The organism is Pseudomonas sp. Q2-TVG4-2, from assembly GCF_013620795.1.
Classification (GTDB): Bacteria; Pseudomonadota; Gammaproteobacteria; order Pseudomonadales; family Pseudomonadaceae; genus Stutzerimonas.
Map to the genome: position 1 here is coordinate 149,102 of NZ_LGLW01000001.1, position 22,827 is coordinate 171,928.

At 57.6% G+C, this 22,827-nt stretch carries 32 protein-coding genes and 1 tRNA gene; 17 read left to right on the forward strand and 16 right to left on the reverse strand.

The window, feature by feature from the left end; all coding sequences use genetic code 11:
- Position 1: 1 nt before the first annotated feature.
- The 11 genes from flgJ to H3028_RS00725 form a co-directional block, all read right to left on the reverse strand.
- Positions 2–1,195 carry a flagellar assembly peptidoglycan hydrolase FlgJ gene (gene flgJ / locus H3028_RS00675; protein ID WP_181295161.1) on the reverse strand — a complete coding sequence of 398 codons (1,194 nt, stop codon included), beginning with the start codon at positions 1,193–1,195 and terminating at the stop codon, positions 2–4.
- Between the two features lie 10 nt (positions 1,196–1,205).
- Complete coding sequence (locus H3028_RS00680; protein WP_181295162.1) at positions 1,206–2,309, reverse strand: flagellar basal body P-ring protein FlgI; 1,104 nt, start codon at positions 2,307–2,309, stop codon at positions 1,206–1,208.
- A gap of 12 nt (positions 2,310–2,321) precedes the next feature.
- Entirely contained in the window at positions 2,322–3,017 is a 696-nt protein-coding gene (flgH, locus tag H3028_RS00685; RefSeq protein WP_181295163.1) for a flagellar basal body L-ring protein FlgH, read from the reverse strand.
- 29 nt (positions 3,018–3,046) lie between these two features.
- Entirely contained in the window at positions 3,047–3,832 is a 786-nt protein-coding gene (flgG, locus tag H3028_RS00690; RefSeq protein ID WP_045426038.1) for a flagellar basal-body rod protein FlgG, read from the reverse strand.
- A gap of 45 nt (positions 3,833–3,877) precedes the next feature.
- The gene (flgF, locus tag H3028_RS00695; protein ID WP_181295164.1) at positions 3,878–4,618 is read right to left on the reverse strand and encodes a flagellar basal-body rod protein FlgF; all 741 of its coding nucleotides are present in this window, start codon (positions 4,616–4,618) and stop codon (positions 3,878–3,880) included.
- A 202-nt stretch (positions 4,619–4,820) separates the two neighbouring features.
- A complete protein-coding gene (gene flgE / locus H3028_RS00700; RefSeq protein ID WP_181295165.1) occupies positions 4,821–6,110 on the reverse strand; it encodes a flagellar hook protein FlgE in 1,290 nt (429 codons plus the stop codon).
- Between the two features lie 31 nt (positions 6,111–6,141).
- Positions 6,142–6,822 (reverse strand): flagellar hook assembly protein FlgD, encoded by a 681-nt coding sequence (gene flgD / locus H3028_RS00705; RefSeq protein ID WP_181295166.1) that lies wholly within the window; start codon positions 6,820–6,822, stop codon positions 6,142–6,144.
- Positions 6,823–6,841: 19 nt separating this feature from the next.
- Positions 6,842–7,285, reverse strand: a complete 444-nt coding sequence (gene flgC / locus H3028_RS00710; RefSeq protein ID WP_168424655.1) for a flagellar basal body rod protein FlgC — start codon at positions 7,283–7,285, stop codon at positions 6,842–6,844.
- A 14-nt stretch (positions 7,286–7,299) separates the two neighbouring features.
- A complete protein-coding gene (gene flgB / locus H3028_RS00715; RefSeq protein WP_181295167.1) occupies positions 7,300–7,704 on the reverse strand; it encodes a flagellar basal body rod protein FlgB in 405 nt (134 codons plus the stop codon).
- Between the two features lie 215 nt (positions 7,705–7,919).
- The gene (gene cheR / locus H3028_RS00720) at positions 7,920–8,744 is read right to left on the reverse strand and encodes a protein-glutamate O-methyltransferase CheR (RefSeq protein WP_181295168.1); all 825 of its coding nucleotides are present in this window, start codon (positions 8,742–8,744) and stop codon (positions 7,920–7,922) included.
- Between the two features lie 37 nt (positions 8,745–8,781).
- Positions 8,782–9,714, reverse strand: a complete 933-nt coding sequence (locus H3028_RS00725; protein WP_181295169.1) for a chemotaxis protein CheV — start codon at positions 9,712–9,714, stop codon at positions 8,782–8,784.
- 95 nt (positions 9,715–9,809) lie between these two features.
- Between H3028_RS00725 and flgA the strand changes: the two genes are divergently transcribed.
- From flgA to H3028_RS00750, 5 genes are all read left to right on the forward strand, one after another.
- Entirely contained in the window at positions 9,810–10,550 is a 741-nt protein-coding gene (flgA, locus tag H3028_RS00730) for a flagellar basal body P-ring formation chaperone FlgA (protein ID WP_181295170.1), read from the forward strand.
- Between the two features lie 103 nt (positions 10,551–10,653).
- The gene (gene flgM, locus H3028_RS00735; protein ID WP_181295171.1) at positions 10,654–10,983 is read left to right on the forward strand and encodes a flagellar biosynthesis anti-sigma factor FlgM; all 330 of its coding nucleotides are present in this window, start codon (positions 10,654–10,656) and stop codon (positions 10,981–10,983) included.
- A 47-nt stretch (positions 10,984–11,030) separates the two neighbouring features.
- Positions 11,031–11,501: a flagella synthesis protein FlgN gene (locus H3028_RS00740; protein ID WP_181295172.1), complete on the forward strand. Its 471-nt coding sequence runs from the start codon at positions 11,031–11,033 to the stop codon at positions 11,499–11,501.
- A gap of 72 nt (positions 11,502–11,573) precedes the next feature.
- A complete protein-coding gene (locus tag H3028_RS00745; protein ID WP_181295173.1) occupies positions 11,574–12,320 on the forward strand; it encodes a flagellar brake protein in 747 nt (248 codons plus the stop codon).
- Between the two features lie 383 nt (positions 12,321–12,703).
- The gene (locus H3028_RS00750) at positions 12,704–13,918 is read left to right on the forward strand and encodes a site-specific integrase (RefSeq protein ID WP_181295174.1); all 1,215 of its coding nucleotides are present in this window, start codon (positions 12,704–12,706) and stop codon (positions 13,916–13,918) included.
- Here the strand turns inward: H3028_RS00750 and H3028_RS00755 are convergent.
- Positions 13,915–14,616, reverse strand: coding sequence for a hypothetical protein (locus tag H3028_RS00755; protein ID WP_181295175.1), 702 nt, complete (start codon positions 14,614–14,616; stop codon positions 13,915–13,917). The genes H3028_RS00750 and H3028_RS00755 overlap by 4 nt on opposite strands.
- A gap of 151 nt (positions 14,617–14,767) precedes the next feature.
- Between H3028_RS00755 and H3028_RS00760 the strand changes: the two genes are divergently transcribed.
- From H3028_RS00760 to H3028_RS00790, 7 genes are all read left to right on the forward strand, one after another.
- Positions 14,768–14,968: a helix-turn-helix domain-containing protein gene (locus H3028_RS00760; RefSeq protein ID WP_021208502.1), complete on the forward strand. Its 201-nt coding sequence runs from the start codon at positions 14,768–14,770 to the stop codon at positions 14,966–14,968.
- Positions 14,965–15,105 (forward strand): hypothetical protein, encoded by a 141-nt coding sequence (locus tag H3028_RS00765; protein WP_181295985.1) that lies wholly within the window; start codon positions 14,965–14,967, stop codon positions 15,103–15,105. The genes H3028_RS00760 and H3028_RS00765 overlap by 4 nt, the downstream gene beginning before the upstream one ends.
- On the forward strand, positions 15,102–15,446 hold the full coding sequence (locus H3028_RS00770; protein ID WP_258237657.1) for a helix-turn-helix domain-containing protein: 345 nt from the start codon (positions 15,102–15,104) through the stop codon (positions 15,444–15,446). Before H3028_RS00765 ends, H3028_RS00770 begins: the two co-directional genes overlap by 4 nt.
- A gap of 54 nt (positions 15,447–15,500) precedes the next feature.
- The gene (locus tag H3028_RS00775) at positions 15,501–15,968 is read left to right on the forward strand and encodes a hypothetical protein (RefSeq protein ID WP_258237658.1); all 468 of its coding nucleotides are present in this window, start codon (positions 15,501–15,503) and stop codon (positions 15,966–15,968) included.
- Between the two features lie 249 nt (positions 15,969–16,217).
- On the forward strand, positions 16,218–16,475 hold the full coding sequence (locus tag H3028_RS00780; RefSeq protein ID WP_181295176.1) for a hypothetical protein: 258 nt from the start codon (positions 16,218–16,220) through the stop codon (positions 16,473–16,475).
- Positions 16,472–16,771, forward strand: a complete 300-nt coding sequence (locus H3028_RS00785; RefSeq protein ID WP_181295177.1) for a hypothetical protein — start codon at positions 16,472–16,474, stop codon at positions 16,769–16,771. The genes H3028_RS00780 and H3028_RS00785 overlap by 4 nt, the downstream gene beginning before the upstream one ends.
- A gap of 326 nt (positions 16,772–17,097) precedes the next feature.
- On the forward strand, positions 17,098–17,361 hold the full coding sequence (locus tag H3028_RS00790; protein WP_181295178.1) for a pyocin activator PrtN family protein: 264 nt from the start codon (positions 17,098–17,100) through the stop codon (positions 17,359–17,361).
- A 59-nt stretch (positions 17,362–17,420) separates the two neighbouring features.
- Here the strand turns inward: H3028_RS00790 and H3028_RS00795 are convergent, their stop codons facing one another.
- The 3 genes from H3028_RS00795 to H3028_RS00805 all read right to left on the reverse strand — a co-directional run bounded on the left by H3028_RS00795 (position 17,421) and on the right by H3028_RS00805 (position 18,880).
- Complete coding sequence (locus tag H3028_RS00795; RefSeq protein WP_181295179.1) at positions 17,421–17,807, reverse strand: hypothetical protein; 387 nt, start codon at positions 17,805–17,807, stop codon at positions 17,421–17,423.
- 417 nt (positions 17,808–18,224) lie between these two features.
- Complete coding sequence (locus H3028_RS00800) at positions 18,225–18,539, reverse strand: DNA-binding transcriptional regulator (protein WP_181295180.1); 315 nt, start codon at positions 18,537–18,539, stop codon at positions 18,225–18,227.
- Positions 18,536–18,880, reverse strand: a complete 345-nt coding sequence (locus H3028_RS00805; protein ID WP_181295181.1) for a toxin — start codon at positions 18,878–18,880, stop codon at positions 18,536–18,538. The genes H3028_RS00800 and H3028_RS00805 overlap by 4 nt, the downstream gene beginning before the upstream one ends.
- Positions 18,881–19,547: 667 nt before the next feature.
- On the opposite strand from H3028_RS00805, the gene H3028_RS00810 reads away from it, so the two are divergent.
- From H3028_RS00810 to H3028_RS00835, 5 genes are all read left to right on the forward strand, one after another.
- On the forward strand, positions 19,548–19,739 hold the full coding sequence (locus H3028_RS00810; protein WP_181295182.1) for a hypothetical protein: 192 nt from the start codon (positions 19,548–19,550) through the stop codon (positions 19,737–19,739).
- A gap of 71 nt (positions 19,740–19,810) precedes the next feature.
- A complete protein-coding gene (locus tag H3028_RS00815; protein WP_181295183.1) occupies positions 19,811–20,374 on the forward strand; it encodes a hypothetical protein in 564 nt (187 codons plus the stop codon).
- On the forward strand, positions 20,371–20,574 hold the full coding sequence (locus H3028_RS00820; protein ID WP_181295184.1) for a hypothetical protein: 204 nt from the start codon (positions 20,371–20,373) through the stop codon (positions 20,572–20,574). The genes H3028_RS00815 and H3028_RS00820 overlap by 4 nt, the downstream gene beginning before the upstream one ends.
- Before the next feature lie 279 nt (positions 20,575–20,853).
- Positions 20,854–21,471: a recombinase family protein gene (locus H3028_RS00825; RefSeq protein ID WP_181295185.1), complete on the forward strand. Its 618-nt coding sequence runs from the start codon at positions 20,854–20,856 to the stop codon at positions 21,469–21,471.
- A gap of 760 nt (positions 21,472–22,231) precedes the next feature.
- Complete coding sequence (locus tag H3028_RS00835) at positions 22,232–22,447, forward strand: hypothetical protein (RefSeq protein WP_181295187.1); 216 nt, start codon at positions 22,232–22,234, stop codon at positions 22,445–22,447.
- 164 nt (positions 22,448–22,611) lie between these two features.
- On the opposite strand, the gene H3028_RS00840 is transcribed toward H3028_RS00835, so the two are convergent.
- Positions 22,612–22,688 (reverse strand) — tRNA-Arg (locus H3028_RS00840).
- Positions 22,689–22,827 lie beyond the last annotated feature (139 nt).

A 22,827-nucleotide genomic window follows, 5' to 3' on the forward strand; every position in this document is an offset into this window, starting at 1 on the left:
ATTAACCTCTAGTCCGCACGGCGGGCGACGCGCTGGCGTCAGCAATAGTTTGATAGGTCTGCACCTTGCGGGCGATCTGGTTGATCTTGTTCGCATATTGCGGGTCAGTTGCGTAACCGGCCCGCTGCAATTCGTTGACGAAACGCTCGGAGTCGCCCGAGGTGCTAGCCACCTGGATCGCAGGCTTGTAGCGGTCGTTGTTTTCCAGCAGCCGGACGTAGTCGTTGAAGCTTTGCTCAAACGAGTCGTAAGCCCGGAAGCCCGCCATCTGTTTGGTGGGCTTGCCGTTGACGTATTCGGTGGTTTTCACCCGCGCGGATTCGCCATCCCAGCCATTCGACTTGATACCGAACAGGTTGTGGCTGTTGCTGCCGTCCTTCTGCTTGATCATCGACTTGCCCCAGCCAGTTTCCAGCGCGGCCTGCGCGACCAGGAAGCGCGGCTCGACGCCGAGGCGCTTGGCGGCTTTTTCAGCCATGGGCAGCATGGCCGCTATAAATTCTTCCGGCGAGCTGAAGCGTGTCTTGCTCGGCGCGCTCGGAGCTATTGCTTCGACACCGTTGACGGTCAATGGCGCGTCCTGGGGCGCAGCGAAAGCGGTAGCCGGTTTCCAGTCGATATTCACCAACGGCTGTGCCTTGCCGGCGAGGTTGATCTGCTCGACCGGAGCAATTGCAGTTGCCACTTCCGCTTGAGCACGCTCGGCCAGCCGGCCTGGGATTGCGAGACGACGCTGATTGAGCAGCTGAGCATCGTTGCGAGCCGGCTCTGCTTTACCGACCGCGGTGAGAGAAGCGCTCGACGACTTGGCAGCCTCCGCTCGTGCCACCTGGCCAAACGGATTCGGCTTTTCGGTGGACTCCTGCTGTTTGCTTAACTGCCGAATCAGCACATCAGCGAGCCCTATTCCTCCACCCTCTTTGGACAGGGTGACCGAAAGTTGCTGGTCGTGCATGTCCTGATACTGCTTGCTGGCCTGGCTGTTTAACGGATTATCCTGGGATATGACCTCGGTGGCCGAACGCATCGACTTGAGCATCTCGTTCATGAACAAGGACTCGAATTCCTGAGCGACCTTGCGCACGTTCTCCGCACCGTCGCGATCCTTGCCCACCTTCAGCTGATTAAGCCGATTCAGGTCGGAGTAGCTACCGCTGTCAGGCGTACGCCGACCCTGTCCCAGACGATTTTCCATGTCCCGTTCCTCAGATCACGATCAGGTCGGCTTGCAGCGCACCGGCTTGTTTGAGCGCTTCGAGAATCGCCATCAGATCGCTAGGCGCTGCGCCCACTTGATTCACCGCTCGAACGATTTCATCCAGCGTGGTGCCCGGGCCGAACTTGAACATCGGCTTGGCTTCCTGGTCGACCTTCACATTGGTGTTCGGGACGACAACGGTTTCACCGTTCGCAAGCGGGTTCGGCTGACTCACCTGCGGGTCCTCAGTAATCGTCACAGTCAAGCTGCCATGTGTCACCGCTGCAGGTTGCACACGCACGTTCTGGCCGATGACGATGGTGCCGGTACGCGAGTTGATGATCACCTTGGCGACCGCCTGGCCGACATCGACCTCCAGGTTTTCCAGAATCGACAGGTAATCGACGCGTTGGCTCGGGTCCAGCGGTGCAGTGATGCTGATCGAACCGCCATCGAGCGCCTGGGCCACGCCAGGGCCAAGCAGCTCGTTGATATGGTCGACAATGTTTTTCGCCGTAGTGAAATCCGGACGATTGAGGTTCATCGTCAAGGTCGTACCCTGATTGAACGCGCTCGGCACCGGCCGCTCGACCGTCGCACCACCGGGGATGCGCCCGGCAGATGGGACATTGACGGTAATACGCGAACCATCCGCGCCGCCCGCATCAAAACCACCGACTACCAGATTGCCCTGAGCAATCGCATAGACGTTGCCGTCGATACCTTTGAGCGGCGCCATCAGTAGGCTCCCGCCGCGCAAGCTCTTGGCATTACCGATCGACGAGACGGTGATGTCGATGGTCTGACCCGGTTTGGCGAAAGGCGGCAAATCCGCATGAATGGACACGGCCGCGACGTTTTTCAGCTGCACGTTGCCGCCCGCCGGCACCTTGATGCCGAACTGGGCCATCATGTTATTGAAAGTCTGCACCGTGAACGGTGTCTGCGTGGTCTGGTCGCCGCTGCCGTTCAGACCCACCACCAGACCGTAGCCGATCAACTGGTTGCTACGCACACCTTGAATGGTGGCGATGTCCTTGAGCCGCTCGGCATGGGCCGGGACGGCGACCAGGCACAGCAGGGCAACGATGATCGAGCTGAACAGTTTCATTGCCGGCACCTGTTAAAACGGCCACAACGGGCTGATGAAGAAACGGTCCAGCCAACCGGGCTGGCTGGCATCGGCGAAGGCGCCGGTACCGGAATAGGTGATGCGGGCATCTGCGATGCGCGTCGACGGTACGGTGTTGTCGGTGGCGATGTCGTCCGAGCGTACCAGCCCGGCGATGCGCACCAGCTCATCGCCGGTGTTAAGCGTCATCCATTTCTCGCCGCGAATGGCCAGAATCCCGTTTGGCAGCACATCGGACACCGTGACAGTGATCGAACCGGACAGGCTATTGCTCTGCCCCGCCTGCCCGGAACCGGAAGTATCGCGCGCCGCGTCGTACTCGGCGCCAAGACTCAGGGCATTGCCGGTGAGCGGGTTGGCCATCGAAACAGCACCGCCGAACAAGGATCCCAGCCCGATGTTGGCGCTGCTGTCCTTGGAGATTTTCGAATTGGAATTCTTGCTTGCCTGGGTCCTTTCGTTGAGCGTGATGGTGATGATGTCACCGACCCGATAGGCCTTGCGGTCGTCATAGAGATTGGTTTCGAAACCCGCCTGATAGATAGCACCGTTATTCTGCGCAGCCGGCAGCGGCGTGCGCGGCAGCACCGGCGCATAGTAAGGATCGTTGGCCTTTGGCGCAGGCGCCATGCAGCCGGTCAGGACCACGGCGGATATCAATGGGAGAACACTCAACAAGCGACGCATATTCACCTCAATCCAGCGGCTGATAGCTGTTACAGCTGCTGGGTGACAAAGGACAGCATCTGATCGGCCGTGGAGATGACTTTGGAGTTCATCTCGTAGGCGCGCTGGGTGGTGATCATGTTCACCAACTCCTCGACGACGCTGACGTTGGAGTTTTCCAGGGTGTTCTGCAGTACCGTGCCAAGTCCGTTGAGGCCTGGGGTGCTGACCTGCGGTGCACCGCTCGCAGCGGTTTCCAGAAACAGGTTGCTGCCCATGGCCTGAAGGCCGGCCGGGTTGACGAAATCGGCGGTCTGCAAGTTACCGATGATCTGCGGCGCCGGATTACCGAGCGTGGTCACCGATACGGTGCCGTCTTCACCCACGGTGAAGGTCTGGGTCTCGGGCGGCACAACGATGGCCGGCTCCAATGCATAACCATTGGAGGTCACGATCTGGCCTTCGGCGTTCAGATGGAAACTGCCGTCACGGGAATAGGAAACGGTACCGTCCGGCAGCAGAACCTGAAAGAAGCCACGGCCGTTGATGGCCATGTCGAGCGGCTGCTCGGTGGTCTGGAGACTGCCCGCGGTGAACTGCTTTTGCGTGCCGACGATGCGCACACCGGTACCCAGCTGCAGCCCGGAGGGCAATTCGCTGTCCTGAGTGGACTGACCGCCCGGTTGCCGGCGGATCTGATACAGCAGATCCTGAAACTCGGCACGATCCTTCTTAAAGCCTGTGGTGGATACGTTGGCCAAGTTGTTGGAAATGGTGGTCAGGTTCATGTCCTGGGCGGACAAACCGGTCTTACTCACCCACAGTGCTGGAAGCATATTCTTCTCCTCGTACGCCGGTATTCGGGCGCGACGCGTTGTTTACTAGCTGATCTGCAAGACTCGGGCCGCAGCGGCACCGTCTTCTTCGGCGGTGCGCATCATCTTCACGTGAAGCTCGAATTGCCGGGACAACGCCAGCATCGAAGTCATTTCTGCGACCGCGTTAACGTTGCTCGCCTCAAGAAAGCCCGAGGTCACGCGGACCGCGGCATCGGCCTCGACGGGCTGGCCTTCTTTCATTCGGATAAGCCCATCGGTGCCTTTCTCCAACTGCTTCGGATCGGGATTGACCAGTTTGAGGCGGTCAACCGTAACCACCACATTCGGATCCTCACCAAGCGCCCGGATGCTGATGGAACCATCGGCACCGATTTCCACTTTTTCCTCTGGCGGCACGGCAATCGGCCCGGCATTGCCGAGCACCGGCAAACCATCGCCGGTTCTGAGCATGCCTAAGGTGTCGATATTGAGACTGCCGGTACGGGCATAAGCCTCGCTGCCATCAGGTGCCTGCACCGCAATCCAGCCATCACCCTCGACCGCCACGTCCAGATCCCTGCCCGTTTCCTGCAAGGTGCCGGCGCTGAAATCGGTACCGGGTCGTTCCGTCATTGCATAGACGCGTGCCGGAAAACTGTCGCCGAAGACCTGCATCGACCGCGCCTGTTCGAAGTCACGACGGAATCCGGTAGTCGAGATATTCGCCAGGTTGTTGGCATGGGCCTGCTGAGCGCGAGCGTTCTGGCTCGCCCCTGTCATGGCCACATAGAGCATCTTGTCCATCGAACCTCCGAGACGCGGGAATTGACACTTGCTAGTCTGGTAGAGACTGAAATGCAATGCCCATGCCATCCTATCGAGATAACCTAACTAACTGATCTCCAGTATGTTTTATTCAGAAAAAGAGAAGGCCCCGTAGGGCCTTATAAAGAGAGGGACGGCAGAATCCCGCCACGAGCGGCGACAGCGCTGTCGCTACCTCGGATTAACGTAGATTGATAATCGTCTGGGTGATGGCACTTTCAGTTTCGATGGTCTTGGCGTTTGCCTGATAGTTACGCTGTGCGACGATGAGGTTGACAAGCTGGTCCGACAGCTCGACGTTGGAGTCTTCCAGGGCGCCGGCTTGCAAGGCACCCAATGTACCGCTGCCAGGCGGGTTACGTACCGGCTCACCCGATTCAAAGGACTGCACCCACTGAGTTTTGCCGACCGGGGTCAAGCCTTGGACGTTGGCAAAGTTGGCCAGGATGATCTGTCCTTGGACCTTGGATTGCCCATTGGTGTAGCGAGCGAAAATCTCGCCGGTCTCGCTGATTTCCAGGCCGGCTAGCTCGCCTGTGGTGTAGCCGTCCTGGCTTACACTATTAACGGCAAAGGAGCTGGCGTATTGGGTGGAGCCACGCATATCCAGCGCCAGGTCCAATCCAGCCGCAGGCGCCGCATTGTTCAACGACCAGGTGCCGTCGCTGTTCTCAACGGCAGGTTGCCACGCAGCGAGAGCGGTAGTACCGGTCGCTGGCGAAACCAACGCGCCCGATGCATTAAAGACCAGCGAGGTGGTATCTGGGGTGGTCGCGACGAGAGGATCAGCATTGGTTGGATCTTGCGGATTGCGGCCGTTGATCAGGACATGCATATCCCATTCATTCGAGGCCGTCTTCACAAAGTACTGCGTCATCACATGCGCATTACCCTGCTCGTCATAAATATTCGTTGACGTTGAGGCGTTGTAACTCAACGGGTCCGCAGGGTCGAACGGTGTGTTCGCCGGTTGCGCGTTGGTCGAATTGAGGTTGAATCCTTGGGTGACTTTCGTCGTCGCCTTCGGCTCTTGGCTCACAGTCTGGATTTTCAGATCACTCACTTGACCGGTCTGAAGATTGCCGTTGCCATCAACCGAATATCCCTGGAGATTATAGCCGAAGTTGTCGACCAGATTTCCTTCCTTGTCCGTACCAAAATAGCCGGCTCGGGTATAACTCAGTGCGCCGTTATTGCTGACTTGAAAGAAGCCGTTGCCATTGATCGCCAGATCCAGTGCGTTCTGGGTGTAATTGATATTGCCCTGATTGAACTGCTGGGAAACGTTCGCTAGCTGTACACCACTGCCAACCGCGTTTTTCCCCACCCCCATATTGGCCGCATACACATCAGCAAACTCCGCCCGCGACTGCTTAAATCCCGCGGTCCCGGCGTTGGCGATGTTGTTACCTGTTACGTTGAGGTCTTTACTGGCGGCACGCATGCCGCTGAGGCCGATGTTGAACGACATGAACTGCTCCTGTTACCGGGCACGCCGGTAGTTACTGACCAATAACCTGGACTTGAGACAGCCCAATGCTGCCGACGCCGGCCAGATTGAGCATCAGCTCACCGCCGTTCTGTCCTAGAGTGACGCTGTCTACGTTGGCGGGAAGCATGGTGTACAACCCCTTGGTCTCGCCTTGGTAGGTAGCTTGTGCTTCGAATTTATAGGTACCCGGCGGCAACGTTTTGCCGTTCGAGTCCTTGCCGTCCCACATGAACGAAACGTTGCCGGCCTCTTGCTGCCCCATGTTGATCCGGTTCACCACGGCACCGGCGCTGTCATAGACATTGACCGCAACGTTGCTGCTCGATGTTGGCAGCACCAGGCTGGCCTTGAAGGTCTCACTGGTATCGACAACCGCTTTGTCGGTCGGCACGATCACTTTGCGACCAACCAGCGAAGATGCCTGAAGCGCCTGGGATGACTGATAGCCGGACAGCATGGTTTCCATGCTTGAATTCAGCTTTTCCACACCCTCAACGGTGCTGAACTGCGCCAGTTGGGCGATGAACTCACCGTTTTCCTGGGGCTCCAGCGGGTTTTGGTTGTTCAGCTGAGTGACCAACAGCTCGAGAAATTCATTCTTGCCGAGATCATTGCTTTTGACCTCGCGATCCTTCACTTGATACTGGTCGAGTACCGAACCGGTACCGCTGACGCCGCCTGTCGTGCTCATGGCTATCTCTCGTAAGGGGTTACTGGCCCAGCGTCAGAACTTTCTGCAGCATGGTCTTGGCCGTATTCATCAGCTCGGCATTGGTTTGAAACGAGCGGCTCGCGGAAATCATGTCGGCCATTTCCTCCACGACATTGACGTTCGGGTAATACACATACCCCTCTTCATTCGCAGCCGGATGGTTGGGCTCATAACGGGCTTGCAGCTCGCTCTGGTCCTCAACGACGCCTAGCACCTGAACACCTGCGCCCGCCTGGTCCTGCTCAGCGAAGAGTGATTGATTTGGCTCTCCGTTGGCCTGTTGAAGCATGGTGGCGAACACCGGATGGCGCGCGCGGTAGGTCTGGTCGACGCTGGAAGAAACCGTTTCGGCGTTAGCGATGTTGCTCGATATGGTGTTCAGGCGAGTGCTCTGGGCGCTCATGCCGCTGCCGGCAATGTTGAATACGCTACTAAGGGACATGGAATCCGCTCCTTTTATTCGCCGCGCAGGGCGCTCATGAGCCCCCTGAACTTACTATTGAGCAAGGTGAAACTTGCCTGGAAGTCGATGGCGTTCTCGGCATAGGCGGCTTGTTCGACCTGTGCATCGACAGTGTTCTGGTCAAGTGAGGCGTGTGCAGGGGTGCGGAACCGCAATCCCGGATCGGCAATTTCCATACCTTCGGCAGCAATGTGCTTGCTGCTGGTCACGGCGACGCCGAACCCGCCCTGATTCTTGCTGTGCTGCGCAGCGAGAACGGCGCCGAACTCAAGGTCGCGGGCTTTGTAGTTAGGCGTGTCGGCGTTAGCGATATTGTTCGCTAGCACTTCGGCACGCTGAGCGCGAAAGCCGAGCGCCTTCTCGTGGACGCCAAGTGCCTTGTCGAAACTGATGGTCATGATCTGGCCCTCTGCCGGATACAGGTCTGCTTAGCAAACCGTCAGCAAAGGCCGTGCCATAAAAATAACTATTTGATATATAAGGATTTTTATCAAACACCCTACGAGCCTAGCGTCAAAAGCGGCAAGCCTTTTCCAGCTTTTGCCGCCTTCTCACTCGTCACCGACAGATTTCTGCCGCCGCCTCGCGGCAGGCACCACGGAAATAGGCAGAGCTATTTCGCTTTATAGATGATGCCAGGGCTGCATTGAACCATCTGATACAACTCGGGCAGCCCGTTCAGCGCCTCGGATGCTCCGAGAAACAAATACCCGCCTGGCTTCAGAGTCGCATGGATGCGTTTGAGAATATCTTTCTTAACATCGGCCGAGAAATAGATCAGGACGTTTCGACAGAACACCACATCGAACTTTCCCAACACCGCATAACTGTCGAGCAAATTCTGAACGCGAAACTCAACGCGGCTACGAATAGTCGGTTTGACTACCCAACGACCAGGTGTCTTGACGTCGAAATAACGCTGTAGACGCTCGCTGGACAAGCCTCGCGCGATGGCGAGGCTGTCATATTCGGCCGCCTTGGATGCCGCGAGCATGGTCCCTGATAATTCGGTAGCCACGATCTGCACGGCCGGTTTCGGCTGGCTTGGGCTCGCTCGCTCGAATTCATCGATGGTCATGGACAATGAATACGGTTCCTGCCCCGATGAACAGGCCGCTGACCACACACGCAAACGCTGCCCTGCAGCGCTTTTCAGTAGCTCAGGCAGAACCCGACTTTTGAGCACCTCGAATGGATAGGTATCGCGAAACCAGAGCGTTTCGTTGGTCGTCATCGCGTCCACGACTTGCTCCCGCAGGCCGCTACGCGGATGAGCCTGAATCTTGCGGACCAGATCACCCAGGCTCTTGAGCCCTTGCTGCTCCATCAGTTTGTTCAGCCTGCTGGAAACCAGGTATTGCTTATTATTACCCAGCAAGATGCCGCACGTCTTTTCGAGGAATATTCGGAACTGATCGAAATCCGGATCACCTGACACTAATTATGCCCACCAGTCATGTTGTGAGGACCACGCCTCAATTCTTATCCGTAGCCCGGATTCGCTCTATCACTCGATTGGCCAGATCGTCCGCCTGAAACTTGGCGAGAAAATCATCAGCGCCGACTCGCTTGACCATGCCCTGGTTAAACACACCGGAAAGCGAAGTATGCAGCAGAATATGCAAGTCTCGCATCACGGGATCCTGACGCACCTCGGTGGTGAGCGTATAGCCATCCATTTCCGGCATTTCAATATCGGAAATCATCATCACGAATTCTTCGGATGGTTTTTTCCCATCTGCCACTAGCTCTCGAAGGTAGTCCAGCGCCTCGCGGCCATCGTTGCGTGCAACCACCTCGATTCCCAGATTTTGTAGACAACGAATAATCTGTTTTCGCGCGACGGCGGAGTCATCAACAATCAGGACCCGGCTAGCTGATGCCTTGCTACTGGTTTCCTCGTCGGCGATGCTGACCGATAGCTGCTCCGAAACAGGCGCCACCTCGGCCAGTACTTTTTCCACGTCGATAATCTCGACCATTTGCCCATCGAGGTGGGTCACGGCGGTCAAGTAATGATCATGCCCGACACCCTTGGGAGGCGGCAGGATATCCTCCCAATTCATATTGACGATCCGCTCTACCGAGTGCACCAGGAACCCGAGCACCTTGGTGTTGTATTCCACGATGATGGCGAAACTGTTGGGCAAGTCTTGCAGCGCTGGCTTTCCGGTGGCCAGCGACAGATCGAGGATTGAAAGCGTGCTGCCTCGGATGTTCGCAACCCCACGCACAACCGGATTAGACCGAGGCATGACGGTGAGCCGAGGGCACTGCAACACCTCTTTCACTTTAAACACGTTTATGCCGTAGAGCTGCTTGCCCTCCAGCCTGAATAACAGCAACTCCAGGCGATTCTGCCCCACCAGCTGGGTACGCTGGTTAACCGAATCCAATACACCGGCCATGCCAATTTCCTCTTGCTTGCGAAATGAGTGTTCGGATGCCAGTTGTTTGGACTTAACGGCACGCCCTTTGCTTCTGCCGTGCCATGAGCAGACAGATGACTTTTTTCCGGCGTCCTTGCAGGGTGCTTTGCCTAGCAATCCTAATACCAACCTTGTGCGGGCTGAGCCGGTTAGCTGACTCGGCAAGCGTGACACGACCTGAACAGCTTATCGACGCGACCCGCGGGTTTCTTGAGCGTGAAGTGACTGACTATTTGCAGCGTAGCCAAATCCAGGCGCGCTACGAGGTCGAAATCAACAGGCTGGATCCCCGCCTGCGCCTGGCGCCCTGCGACCGCCCGTTTACGACCAAGCTGGAAAGCCCGGCGCAGCCGGTCGGCCGCACGACTGTACGGGTCAGATGCGAAGGCTCATCGCCCTGGTCCGTTTTCGTCCCCGCGCAGGTCCATTTGTTCCGGGAGGTGATAGTCGCCCGGCGGCCGCTGGCACGTGAAAGCATTCTTGAGCAGGCTGACGTCACCCTCGCCGAGCGGGACGTCAGCCTGCTGACCCAGGGTTACCTGACGGCATTTGATCAAGTTCTGGGGAACAAACTCACTCGCAGCGCCCTGCCCGACCAAGTCCTTCCGCCTACTTATGTCTCACCTGCAGAAGTAATCCGCAAAGGTGATCAGGTGGTAATCAGCGCGAAAAATTCGACGATAAATGTGAGAATGCCAGGAGAAGCTTTGTCCGACGGCGCACTTGGCAGCCAGATCCGGGTCAAAAATCAACGATCCGGACGCACCGTCAAAGCTCGCGTCGTCGGCCCCGGACAGGTAGAAGTCGCGATGTAGGCGATAAGTCGCTGACGCAGCCATCCCAACGAAAAAAAACTAAAGTTTCTCGTAGGTTTGCCGAAAAGCAGGCAAGCGTCCTGACTTATTCGAGGTTTCGATCATGGCTATCGATTTCAACCGGCCCAACAGTGCCGTCAATTCACCCAACAGCGGACGTAGCGGTAGCGTTCAGAACAGCGAGCGGGCACCCGCTCAGCAGGCGCCTACTGAAGCAGTGAAGAACGCTGGTACCGCAGCAGCATCCGGCGAGAGCGTCCAACTGAGCCCGGAAGCGCAGCGTCTTCAGCAAACTACGGAGAAGCTGAGTCAGCAACCTTCGGTCGATCAGGAGCGCGTCGCTCAGATCAAGCAGGCCATCGCCGACGGCAGCTACCAAGTAGATAACCAGCGTGTAGCATCGAAGCTGCTCGCATTCGAAAGCCAGCGTTGATTCTTGGTAGCAAAGGGTAGCCAGGCGTCAACGCGTTAGAGGCCACTATGCAAGATACCGAAGTGCTTCAGCAGCTCATTGATGATATCGGCACCGCTCTAAAGCTTCTTGAGCTTACCGATGCTGAGTATCAGGCACTCGCCGAGCGCAACCTAACAGGCCTTGAACAACTGCTCACGCAGAAGCAGGCGCTGCTAGCGCTGCTTGGCCAGCACGGCAGCTTCCGCAGCCAGACGCTTGCCAAGGCCCAATTTAGCGCCGACCGGAACGGCCTAGCGGCGTTTGCCGCAGGCTCCGCAATAGGCGAAGAGATCCTTGCGCAGGCAGAACAGCTCGACAACGCTCTTGAGGCTTGCCGACATGCCAACGAGCGCAACGGCAAGCTAATCCGTGCAAACCAGAGCGTTGTCGGCAACATGCTGCAGGTATTGCAGGGTAGCAATCAAACTCCCGATCTTTACGACCGTCGAGGCGCAGCCGCCAAAAGCGCGAATCACCGCCCGCTCAGCCAAGCTTGAAACACACTCAGCCAATAAAGGCGAAATGCTACTATGTAGCCGATGTCGTTACATGCCGGAGAGCAAAGCTAAGTGTCCAATCCTTTCGCCGAGAACGAAGGTCCTCAGCCTCCTCAAATCCTCAAGACCTCAGTTGAGATCCAGGCGAACCTGCGGCTCCTGCTGGATAACCATATTCCTTTGCTGATCCGCTTCGCCGAGCGCAATCGGCGATATCAGACCTATCTGGTTGAGATAAATCGCGAAAAAGGCTGGATTGCATTCGACGAACTCATCCCTAGCGATGGCGAGCGCATGATCGCCTCGGCAGAGCCGTTTCAGGTTGAGGGATACTACGAGGGAGTGCGCATCGCTTGGAATAACGACCACCCGGCTCACCTCAGCGAGCTGGACGGCGCACCCTGCTACTGGACCCCCCTACCTGATCAGATTCTCTATCATCAGCGGCGCAACGCGTACCGCGCTCCACTAAGCGCGCAACCCATTGCCGCGGAATTAAGCGGCCAAACCGTCAAGAGGCCTCTGGAAGGCAAAGTACTGGACATGTCGGCGACCGGCTGCAAGCTTAGTTTCCCAGGCAACTTGCAAAATAGCCTGCAGGCAGGCCAAGTCTACGAACACCTTTCGGCCAAACTGCCCTTCGGCACCATCACAACCGCAGCCGAGTTACGGCATGTGGTTTTTGATGAGAAGCTCGACTTAACATTCTGCGGGATGCGTTTCTACCGTATCAGCGGCCTGGCGCAGCGGCAGATAGAGCGATTTGTCTACCAGCTCCAGCGCGAAGCACGACGCGACCAAGCAGGCCGCTTTAGCTGACTCCAGATGATATGTTCGGCATAGCCGAGCGATGGTCAGCAGCTATCCTCACCCTCTAGCGGATCCCCTACGAACACAAACCGGAGGCCTCCGTCATATTGATGCCGAAGGGGCCGAGCGGAGCAGATCTGGATTCCATTGCCCGTCGCGGGCAACTCGCCTCGCTGTGGAGCTACCGGAGCCGGCGCTGCAATCGGCGTTTAGGCATAAAGCTGGCGTCCCAGGCGAGGTTCGAACTCACAACCTTCCCCTTAGGAGGGGCAAACAGGCCTCTTCCAAATCAAGAACTTACCTTTAAAATCAGTCACTTATCGTCCCGTTGCATCCGGTGAATTAGCCCCGTATAGTCACTTTTGCACCCACACGGCACCCATGGGGACACCGTGCGAGAGAAGCTGACGGCACGCCGACTGAATAGCCTGGAAGTCACCGGCAGGGAATACGAAGTTCACGATACCACCGTGCCCGGCCTGTTCGTGCGCGTGACGGCTGCCGGGGCAAAGTCGTACGTCGTGACCTGGGCGCGCGGCCGCAAGAAGACGCTCGGCCGTGTCGGCATCCTGACGCTTGAGCAGGCCCGCGAAGAGGCGCTGCAGTACCTCAACGAAGCACGCAAGCACGGCGAACCGCTAGCCGTCACACAAGGCCGGCGAGGTGCTGGCACCCCTACCCTGCGCCAGTTCATCGATGACCACTATATGCCGTGGTTCAAGGCCCACCACAAAGGCTACGAGAAGACGCTGCACACGCTTGACACCAGCTTCGAGCCGATCATGCACCGCCGCCTCGATGAGATCACCGGCCGCGACCTCGAGCAGATCCGCACCGCCTGGCTGAACGGCAGCAACAAGCCGGCCACCGCGAACCGCAAGATGGGCAGCATCAGCGGAGTATTCAGCCGCGCCGTGGAATGGGGCTACCTGCCTGCCTCGCCCCTGGAGAAGGTCAAACAACTAAAGGTCGATTCGATCGGCCGCATCCGCTACCTGTCGAAAGAGGAAAGTATGGCCCTCAGGGGCGCGCTAGACGCACGCGAGCGGATTGCCAGAGCGGAGCGTAACAGTGCGAACGAATGGCGCTTAGAGCGGCGCAGAAAGCTTCTGCCGAGCCTGCAGGAAGTTGCCTTTACCGACCATCTCAAGCCTATGGTTCTGCTATCGCTCAATACGGGGATGCGCCGCGGTGAGGTATTCAATCTGCGATGGCAAGACGTGAACCTGCAGGGTAAGACTCTGGCAGTGGCTGGGGAAGGCGCGAAGACCAGCGAGACGCGGCATATCCCGCTAAACGCCGAGGCGCTGGCTACGCTCAAGGCCTGGAAGGAGCAAGGGAACGGGACGGGCTATGTGTTCCCAGGCGCAGAAGGCAAACCTATGGCGGACGTGAAAACAGCCTGGCTGGAGCTGCTGAAGAATGCCGGCATCGTTGGTTTCCGCTGGCACGATATGCGCCACGACTTCGCATCGCGGCTAGTGATGGCTGGCGTACCGCTGAACACAGTGCGCGATCTGCTGGGGCACACGGATATCAAGATGACGCTCCGCTATGCCCACCTTGCCCCGGATAGTAAGGCAGCTGCGGTTGATTTGATTTGCTAGATGAGCGGTCTGCCCTCATAGGCCTTTAGCTTAACCTGGGCCATACGTAACCGGGATTGCAAAGCCTGAAGCTCCATAACTATCCGTTGCTGAGCATGGGCAAGCTCTTCGTACTTTTCAGACGCCTTAGGATTCTGAATCAGCAGCTCTTTGAGCTCTTGATAGAGCTGATCTGAGCTTGCTTGAAGGTCCCGTATTTCCGTGGGGACACCTAAGTCAGCATAAGTGATAGCCTCGGCGCTCTTACGCTCGCTCACAATGTCCTGTACCAACCACCAGTACCGGGAAAGCTCCTCAAGCTGAGCATTTTCCATGCAACAATCGACTGGTGACTTAGGAAGGCTGTTCCAAAATGGCGGGGACAGCTTAATAGTTTCCCAGAGTTGCGATTCTTCATAAGTGAGAAGTGCAGGGAAGTTACTAGCCAACTGGAAAAAGCGGACTGCCTCGTCCGCAGACCAAAGCTCCTCGTCAACCAGCGCAGCGACGGTGGATGGTGTGTCGCCTTCCCTTGCCAGGACGGAAAGAGGCGCCTCGATCCGCTGAAGCCCTTCCTGCACAGCCCACTCCACCACACCAGTAACAGTGCGCTTCTGGATGCGGGCGGCTAGATCAATTCCATATTTGATTCGTGGATCGATTCGCAGCGAGACGCTGACTGTCGAAGCCTGATCAGCTGTTTTCTTTGGCCTGGCCATGATATCTCCTTTGAACGCAAAGACTGGACGCGAATGCATTAACTGTCAATCGTCCCACTGCATTTCGTAATGCATATGCTTGCACAAACCAGATATGCGTTCTACGATTGCAATCACTGGCCACCCATCACTCGGCCAGTTGGAGAAGACGATGAGCCAACTAGCAACCCTGCAACCCCTCGCCGTAGGCCCTGAAGAGGCCGCACGAGCGTCCGGCACCACCCGTTCCGCCGTTTATGAAGCCATCGCCCGGGGCGATCTCGTGTCGTTTAAGGCAGGCAAGCGCCGACTGATCCTCGTTGAGGAACTGCGCGCCTGGCTGAACCGGATGGCAAAGGAGAACGCCCGGTGAACACCGATACGTTGAAAATTAAACTGATTGGTAAGGCCGGCGCCGTGTTGGGCTGGCTGTCCCTGCCGGGCATTGCTCGCCTGGCTGATCTGGAACAGCTCCGTAACTTCGGGGCGTGCCGCTTGGAGCTTGTATGAGAGAGAAACTAGACGGTAAACCCGAAGCGGAGCTGCAACTCCGCCAGGGCAATTACCAAAACGTCATGAGCATGACAGCACGGATTGTGGCACCCGCTCCCGATCTTGTCGACCACTCCGCCGACGCACAGGCCGCCAGGCTCGTCGCCGCCTTGCGGGCGGGCCCCGTCTCGACCATCACCGCCGCTAAGGATCTGGACATAGTCCATCCGCCATCGACAGTGCGCCGCTTGCGCCGCGACGGGTGGGGAATAGTCACCGAATGGACCTATATCCCCACCGAAGCGGGCCGGAAGCCGCATAGGGTCGGCCTGTACGTCCTGATAGCAGAAGCTGCCTAACGGCCTGGCTGCCGGCGGAGCAGCCCTCTGCCGGCCTTCTGATGGATGACAGGAATGGCTATTCGCAAAGGCAAAGGCAACACCAAAACGAAGGCGCCCCCGTTCGCGATGCTGCAGAAGGCCATGATCCAGTCGGCCGGCTACAGATCGCTCAGCTTTGTAGCGCGTGGCGTTCTGGTGGAGCTGTTAGCGCAGTACAACGGCGAGAACAACGGCGACCTGTCCGCCACTCGAACCATGGCGAGAGATTGGGGCATCGGCTCAGCGCACACGTTACAGAAGGCGCTGGCCGACCTGGAGGAAGGCGGATGGATCATTCAGACCAGAAGCAGCCTGTTCAACCGGCACGGCGCCAGGTGCGCCCTGTATGCAGTTGCCTGGCTGCCGATCAACGAATGTCCCGGCAAGGATCTGGAAGTAGCGCCGCGCCGCGCTCCGGTGCGCCCATTGCCAACCCTGTTCGGTTCGATTTCTTCCAGTGCAGAAAATGCACACGTACCGGTGCAGAAACTGCACAAGTAGAAAACCGCGTCCGTACGGTTTCGTATGGCTCTGTTTCGGGCGCCCTTCTATATGTGCAGAAAGTGCACCGTAATCGCGGTTCTACGTGTGCAGAAAGTGCACACCCTTTTAGATATTATACCACCCAGTAAGGCGTAGCTCACCGACGAGCTGCATCAAGTAAGACCGCCACAGACAGATAACCAACACACATTCACGCGGCACCGAGAATCTAGGGAGGGGGACCGGTGCCGCACAAGGAGAACACCAATGACCGCATCAATGAACGCAGCCATCGAAACAACCGTTTGCCCAATCGACGCGTACGACAACGTGACCCAAGCCCGCGAGATTCTCCAATGGATGGAGGCGTTAGGGGCCGCGACGAGTGACGCACTAAAGACCAACGACCTGTCACGCGCCAAGGCCCTAGCCGGCCTGACGTCATACCTGGGGAACGACTGGGCGAATTACTTCGATTGCCAGGCCGAAAGCCTAGCCATCAAGCACGGGTTGAATAAGCAATGAGCGCCGTGTGCTGGAGCCATCTGCTGCCCGATCCGTCGCGGCTCAACCACCTGTCCACCGATGAACTGCAAGCCATCGGGCGCACCGCCCAATGCGAGGCGATGACCGTAGCGCACGGAATTGCCTCCATCGGTGAGCTGCTGGCCTTCACGGCTGACGCTGGCGAACTTGTGGACGATACCGCCCGAAATATCGGCTGGCTGATCAAATCGCTGGGCACACTGTCCGGCCGGATCGTGGATGTCGCGAACGGCGTCGAATATGAGCTTGAGCGACGAAAGCCAGCCGCCGAGTAACGCCAGACCCCGCCAGCGAGCGGGTTCTTTTTGGTCCGCTCCCGATGAGGATTGTTATGGATCCCGAAATCATCCACATTCCCCAACTAGCTCAAATGCTAAGCCGTACTGAAAGTTCAATCAGAAGCGCAATTCGAGATGGCGCGCAGTGGCTTCCACCCTACTTCCGGCAAGGCACTCGAATTTGCTGGAGGGTTGAGACCGTTCGCCACTTTCTGCGCGAGTATGAAGAAGGGGCGTTGCCGAAGAAAAAGCCAGGCAGGCCGCGTAGGGAACCGCCAACGCTGCGGTCCATTGATCAAAGCAAACGCTGACGGCCCGGCACGATGAAGACTCTTTTTATCCTGATGGCTCAATACGACGGCTTGGCAGTCATCCCGCTAGAGCGCGTGTGCGCCGATTACTTCCCTCATCTATCGCCTGAGAAGTTGCTGCGCAAGGTGCTTGCCGGCCAGCTCCGGCTTCCAATCACCCGTATCGAGCCGAGCCAGAAAGCCGCCCGCGGGGTTCACGTCCAGGACTTGGCTGACTACATCGATGCGCGCCGGGATGAGGCCTTGGAGGGCCTTGAGAAGCTTCACCGTAGGTGAACGAGTGCCGAGCGCTGATGATTGGTTCGCCTACCGTCTGACCGCGACGAAACCCAACCCTAACCAGCTGGGTTTTTCTTCCTCGCCGCCTTTTCGTTCCGCACTAGCCCTTTGGCTTTCTTCAAGCGCGCCAGGATGGCTTCAGCCCGCGGCCCCTCGTGGGCGAGCGCAGCCTGCCGGGCCTTTACTATCGGCTGTCGCTTGTAGTCGTTCGCGATGGCTTTCCAGCGTTCGCAGACAGCGACCTCGCCGCTATAGTCCTTTGACTTGCGCAAAAGGATGGCGGCTCGCTCAAAGTAGTACGGCGCAGCGCATAGACGCTCCCCTTCTGGCTGCCGCCAGTAGGAATCCGCCTCAGCGGCGCAACAGGCCAGCATCGTTGCAAGGTCATGCTTGCCCGTCTCGGCGAGCTCATACGTCGGTATTCCGTTCACGTCCGGTTTCATCATGCGCTCCTTGCAGCAGGCTCAACGGTAGCACCCTGCCAACCATTGCGGTATGGCCTGCTCCACCGTAGCGATATCCGTCCAGAGTGGCGCCCTCGCCACCGTGGAGCCACCCTGCCCCTACCAATATCAGTCGAAACTACCAAAACTGGTAGTCTCGACAACGTTCAGTATGGGCACCAACCCGAACCGGAACCGGTACCGTCCGGAGTTATTCCGCCAACTCGGACTATTTCCAAATCTGCCACCGTGTCGAAATCAACACACTGTGTCGTTTTCAACACTTCGTTTGGCTTGGTGGCAGCCGATCACTAAGGAACAGAAAGGCCCTCACCGGTCGGGCAAACTGCGGACAGTTGCAACGCAACGGGCACAAAAAACCCCGCACGTGGCGGGGCAAATTGCTGGCCTTACGACTCACACGGCTGCTAGACGATCAACCATATCCGGGTATTCTTCGACCAGCTTGATCAAAAGAGCAGCTTGCGGATTGGGTTTTGCCTTCGCCTGCTCCCAGTTGCGTAGCGTCGCTGGATTGGTTCGGATTCTTCTGGCGAACACAGCTTGCGACATATGAAGTTTGCTACGAAGCTGGACAATCTCTCGGGCGGTAACCTCCGGGGCTGGCTTCTCTTCGACGGAGCGATGGCGGAGCGTAATTTTGCCCTCGCGCTGCGCTGCCATCTCCCCAACGCCCTGCATCATCTCAGCGAACAAATCGCGCTTTTTCATTTGGCACCTCGCAGTTTAAGCTCATCAGTGATGGCTTTCTTGAGAGCCTTTTCCTGATCGGAAGTCAGATTCTCAAGTTCATCTTTATCGTAGACGGCGAACATCCAGAACTGGCCATCTCCAGACAGCCAGTAATAGATAACCCGTAAGCCTCCCCTCTTGCCTTTTCCTCTTCGCGCATCGGCCCAGCGAACCTTGCGGAACCCTCCCGTTCTAGGCATTACGTCGCCCAACTCTGGACTAGCAACCAGATCCTGCTGAAGTTGGCGATACTCATCGTCCGTCAGGTAGTCGCCAACGGTGGCGGTGAAACTAGAGGTTTCGACGAAGACGGCTTTCATGGACGAAACTATACGCAAGTTGCTTACATTTGAGCAAGACGTTGCCGCAATATATTGCGCGAGGAACGGCGGCTCCCGGCACACTGATCGGGGTTCTGTTGTGTTGCTTTGGTGAAGGTTATGCCGCTGCCGTATCCATTCAGTCTTGAAGAATAGAGACAGACCAACCTGTCCGACTCGGACCAGATCGGCGGTTTCACTCGATCAGACCGAGGGTTTCCCCAGAGTTGGGGATATCTCACCGAGACCAAACCATCTCAGTGAGACCAAAACGGCTCACTCGCCCTGACAGCAGGCCGGAGCAGGTACGCAAAACACTGGTACGCAAGCCGGTACGCACGGAATCAGTACTTTTTCGGTGCGTACCTCGGCTAGTCGAAAACACCGAAATTCCGGTAGTTCCGATAAGCGCTCGCCTGCCCGACACGCCGCGCCACTGGTGTAAGGGTGTCGGGCGTATCACTTTGGATCACCCAGAATTGCTGGCACGTTTCCAGTCTTCCGCCCCTTCGCCACCCCCCGCCGATTCGCCCTCCCTTCTGTATCAGCTCAAGCACACCTTAAAACTACTGGATGAATACACACTAAAAGCTTGCCTTCTGCTTGCATCGGCATATCATGTCAATTAAGACGACACGTCTTGTTAGCAGACACAGAGGGCTAAACTATGGCATTCACCGAAGCTCAGCAGCCGACCAAGCGCCGGGGGCGCGCCAAGGACGTCACGAAGCGCGAGGTGGAGGCTGCCCGTAATCGCCTCCGTGATGCCGCCGCAGCTGGCGATGTTCAAGCCTGCGCCGCCCTAGTCGCCCTGGCTGAGCGCCGCCCGGTATTCCCTGATGTGGTTATTGCCGCATGACGACAGCCATCCCTTATGGCATTTCCAGCGGCCAGATCCCGGCCGCCCTAGCAGGATGACGAGGACACCCTATGCAAACAGCCACTATTGCTGATCTGCGCCGCGAGCTTGAAGAGCTGCGCCCCCTGAGCGAAGCCGAGATCGCACAGCAAGTCCGCGCCGGAGCTGACGCAGCAGAACTGCTCAACAAACAGGACGAGATCGACCGCAGGCGTAAAGCAGTCGCGCTGACCTTGGACGCCGCAGAGCACCGCGAGAGCGAAGCTCACAAAACCGAAGCGCGAAAGGAGGCCGCAAAGCTGATCGCAGGAATGGAGCGTCATCGCCGCCTGGCAGCCTATGCCCTCTCCGACTGCGAGGCCGCTGTCACCGCCCTGGAGGCCGCCGTCGCCCTATTCGACGAAGAGGCGCGGAAAGCTGGTCTGCTGGCAGCCAAAGCCAACCAGATCAGCCTGCTGAGCGAGATGCGCGAGCGCTTTTCCGAGGCGGGCAGGCTTTGGGGGCGGGCTTTTGCCGTGTGCCTGAACGAAAGGGCGACAGCTTTCGAGATAAGAGCATCAGAGGTGAAGTGCGAGCGCCGATTTCTGGAGGTGCTTAATCGCCAGGCGGGGCCAAATGGAGCGCAGAGGCAATGAGCCGGGGCAACGCTTACGGACGCGAGTACCAAAAGCCCGAGCCATTCCCACGCGAACTGGCTGTGCTGATCGTAAAAAAGGCCGTGGCCATAGCTGAGAAATTCGAGAACCAGGCAATCGACCAGATGACCAAGGACGCCCGGCGTGCCCTGCAGCGTGGCACCGACCCAGCAGCCATCGTTAAGCAGCTTGGCCTCTGAAAAACAATCACGGGAAATCATACCCATATCGACAATGGCGCCTGCAGAGGGGGCATATCGTCATTTACTAACTAATTGACGATATGCCCCATCCCGGCAATTCCGGACGTCATGCCTCCCATCCCGGCAATTCGTAACGCGCGTAACGACCGTTCACAAAGGTATAGCTGAGCTAATACACAAAAATACGAGCAAAAGGGGCTTTATTTCTTTTTGTGGTACGTCTAAAGTGCAACACCATTAAGTGAGCACCTTAAATGCAACACAGGGAGATAAACCATGTTCGTTCGCGCCTACCTTCGCGCTTCAACAAGTGAGCAGGACGCCAGCCGCGCCCGTGACGCCCTGGAGCAATTCGCCGCCAACCACGGGCAGCACATCGCGTGCGAGTACCTGGAGAACGAGAGCGGCGCCAAGGCCGACCGCCCCGAGCTGCTGCGCCTGCTGAAGGATGCCAAGAAGGGCGACGTACTCCTGGTCGAATCGATTGATCGTCTCTCCCGCCTGCCGGCTGATGACTGGCAGAAGCTGAAGACTGCCATCGACTCCAAGGGGCTACGCATCGTCGCGCTCGATCTGCCAACCAGCCACCAAGGCATTGCCGACACCAAGGGCGACGAGTTCACCAATCGAATGCTGGCCGCTATCAATTCGATGCTGGTGGACATGATGGCCGCCATCGCCCGCAAGGACTACGAGCAGCGCCGTGAACGCCAAGCGCAAGGCATCAAGAAGGCGAAGGAGGAAGGCCGCTACAAGGGCCGCCCTGTAGACGTGGATCTGCACCGCAAGGTTAGGCGCTTCCTCGAGCTCGGAATGGGTATCCGAGAGACGGCACGCGAGGCCGGTTGCTCAACCACTACCGTGCTCAAGATCCGCGATAGCCTTGCCGCTTAGACGCAGCCTTCAGAGAATCACCCGTTGAGAGGACCAATCAGTGTCAAATCTTGAAGAAACGGTCCGTTTGTACAAACAGCTTGAGCAACAATTCGTTGCCATCTCTCAGACAATCGGAGAGATCGCGGCGCGTCAGGACCAACCCTCCGCAGCTGCAGCTGCTGTGCCACGATTTCTGACGGAGCCGCAGATGGCGGAACACCTTGGCATAACGAAACGAGCGATACAGCATCGGCGCTTGCGCGGACAGATCCCTTCTTCTGTAATGCAAAAAATCGGTTCTGATTGGATCTACAGCGTTGCCCGATACGAAGATTGGCTAGAGAGTCTGTGGCCAGTACCCGTAGCCGGCCCTGTTGCAAAGGGACGTAAGCGGCTAAATCGATCATACGGCAGCGTGACGGGAACACCCATCACAAAGCTCGTTTGACGGTGCCGGGTGGCACCCTCAGTCAGCGACACTGCAGCTATAAAAGGTCTCCCCAACCTTATGGTCAAGTACAAAACCATCAAGCAGTTCGCCGCTGAGAGTGGGTACACCGAGCACGCGATCAGAGCTAAGTGCAGCAACGGCACATGGCTCGAAGGGCAAGTATGGGTTCGCGCACCGGATAACAAGCCGTTGATCAACGTCGAGGGGTATCACGCCTGGGTCGAATCAGGCCCAGCACCACGACCAGCGCTGCAGGTAGTCACCAAGCCGTCATCCAAAGGCAAGGGAATGAGCCCACCTCCGCTGATATAGCCAGGACAATCACACATGAAGACAGAGCTAATTAAAATCAGCGAATTTCAAAGGCGTCGCTGGGGGGAGAACGGCACACCGATGTGTGCCCAGGCCATACGAAATCAGATCCAGAACGGAAAGATCCCAGGCGAGCGTATCGGTAAGTTGTGGTACGTAGACTGGGCTGTATATACCCATGCCAATGAAAACGAACTGGTCGCTATGGTTTTGCGAGGCGCCTTCGATTGATTTGGTCTGCTGGCCTTTGATGATCGGACAGCTCTACGGTGTTCAGCCCTGCCCAACCCAGGGAGCTTAGTGAGATCAGGCAGTCAGTCACCGTAGATTGCACCCACACCGCACCCGAGAAAGTAAAAGCAGGGTGACCAATAAAGCTGAAGGCCGCGTGGTTGTGGCGTCCCAGGCGAGGTTCGAACTCACAACCTTCCCCTTAGGAGGGGGATGCTCTATCCAATTGAGCTACTGGGACGCATGAGACGGCAGGCATGTTAGCGAGCCTTGGTCCGTTTGTCATGTCCACAGCGCCCTCCGCAGATGGCGTCAGCCAAATCAAATTAAGCCCGTTTCCAGATCCTAGCCGATGCGATGTTGCATATTGCACGAGGCAC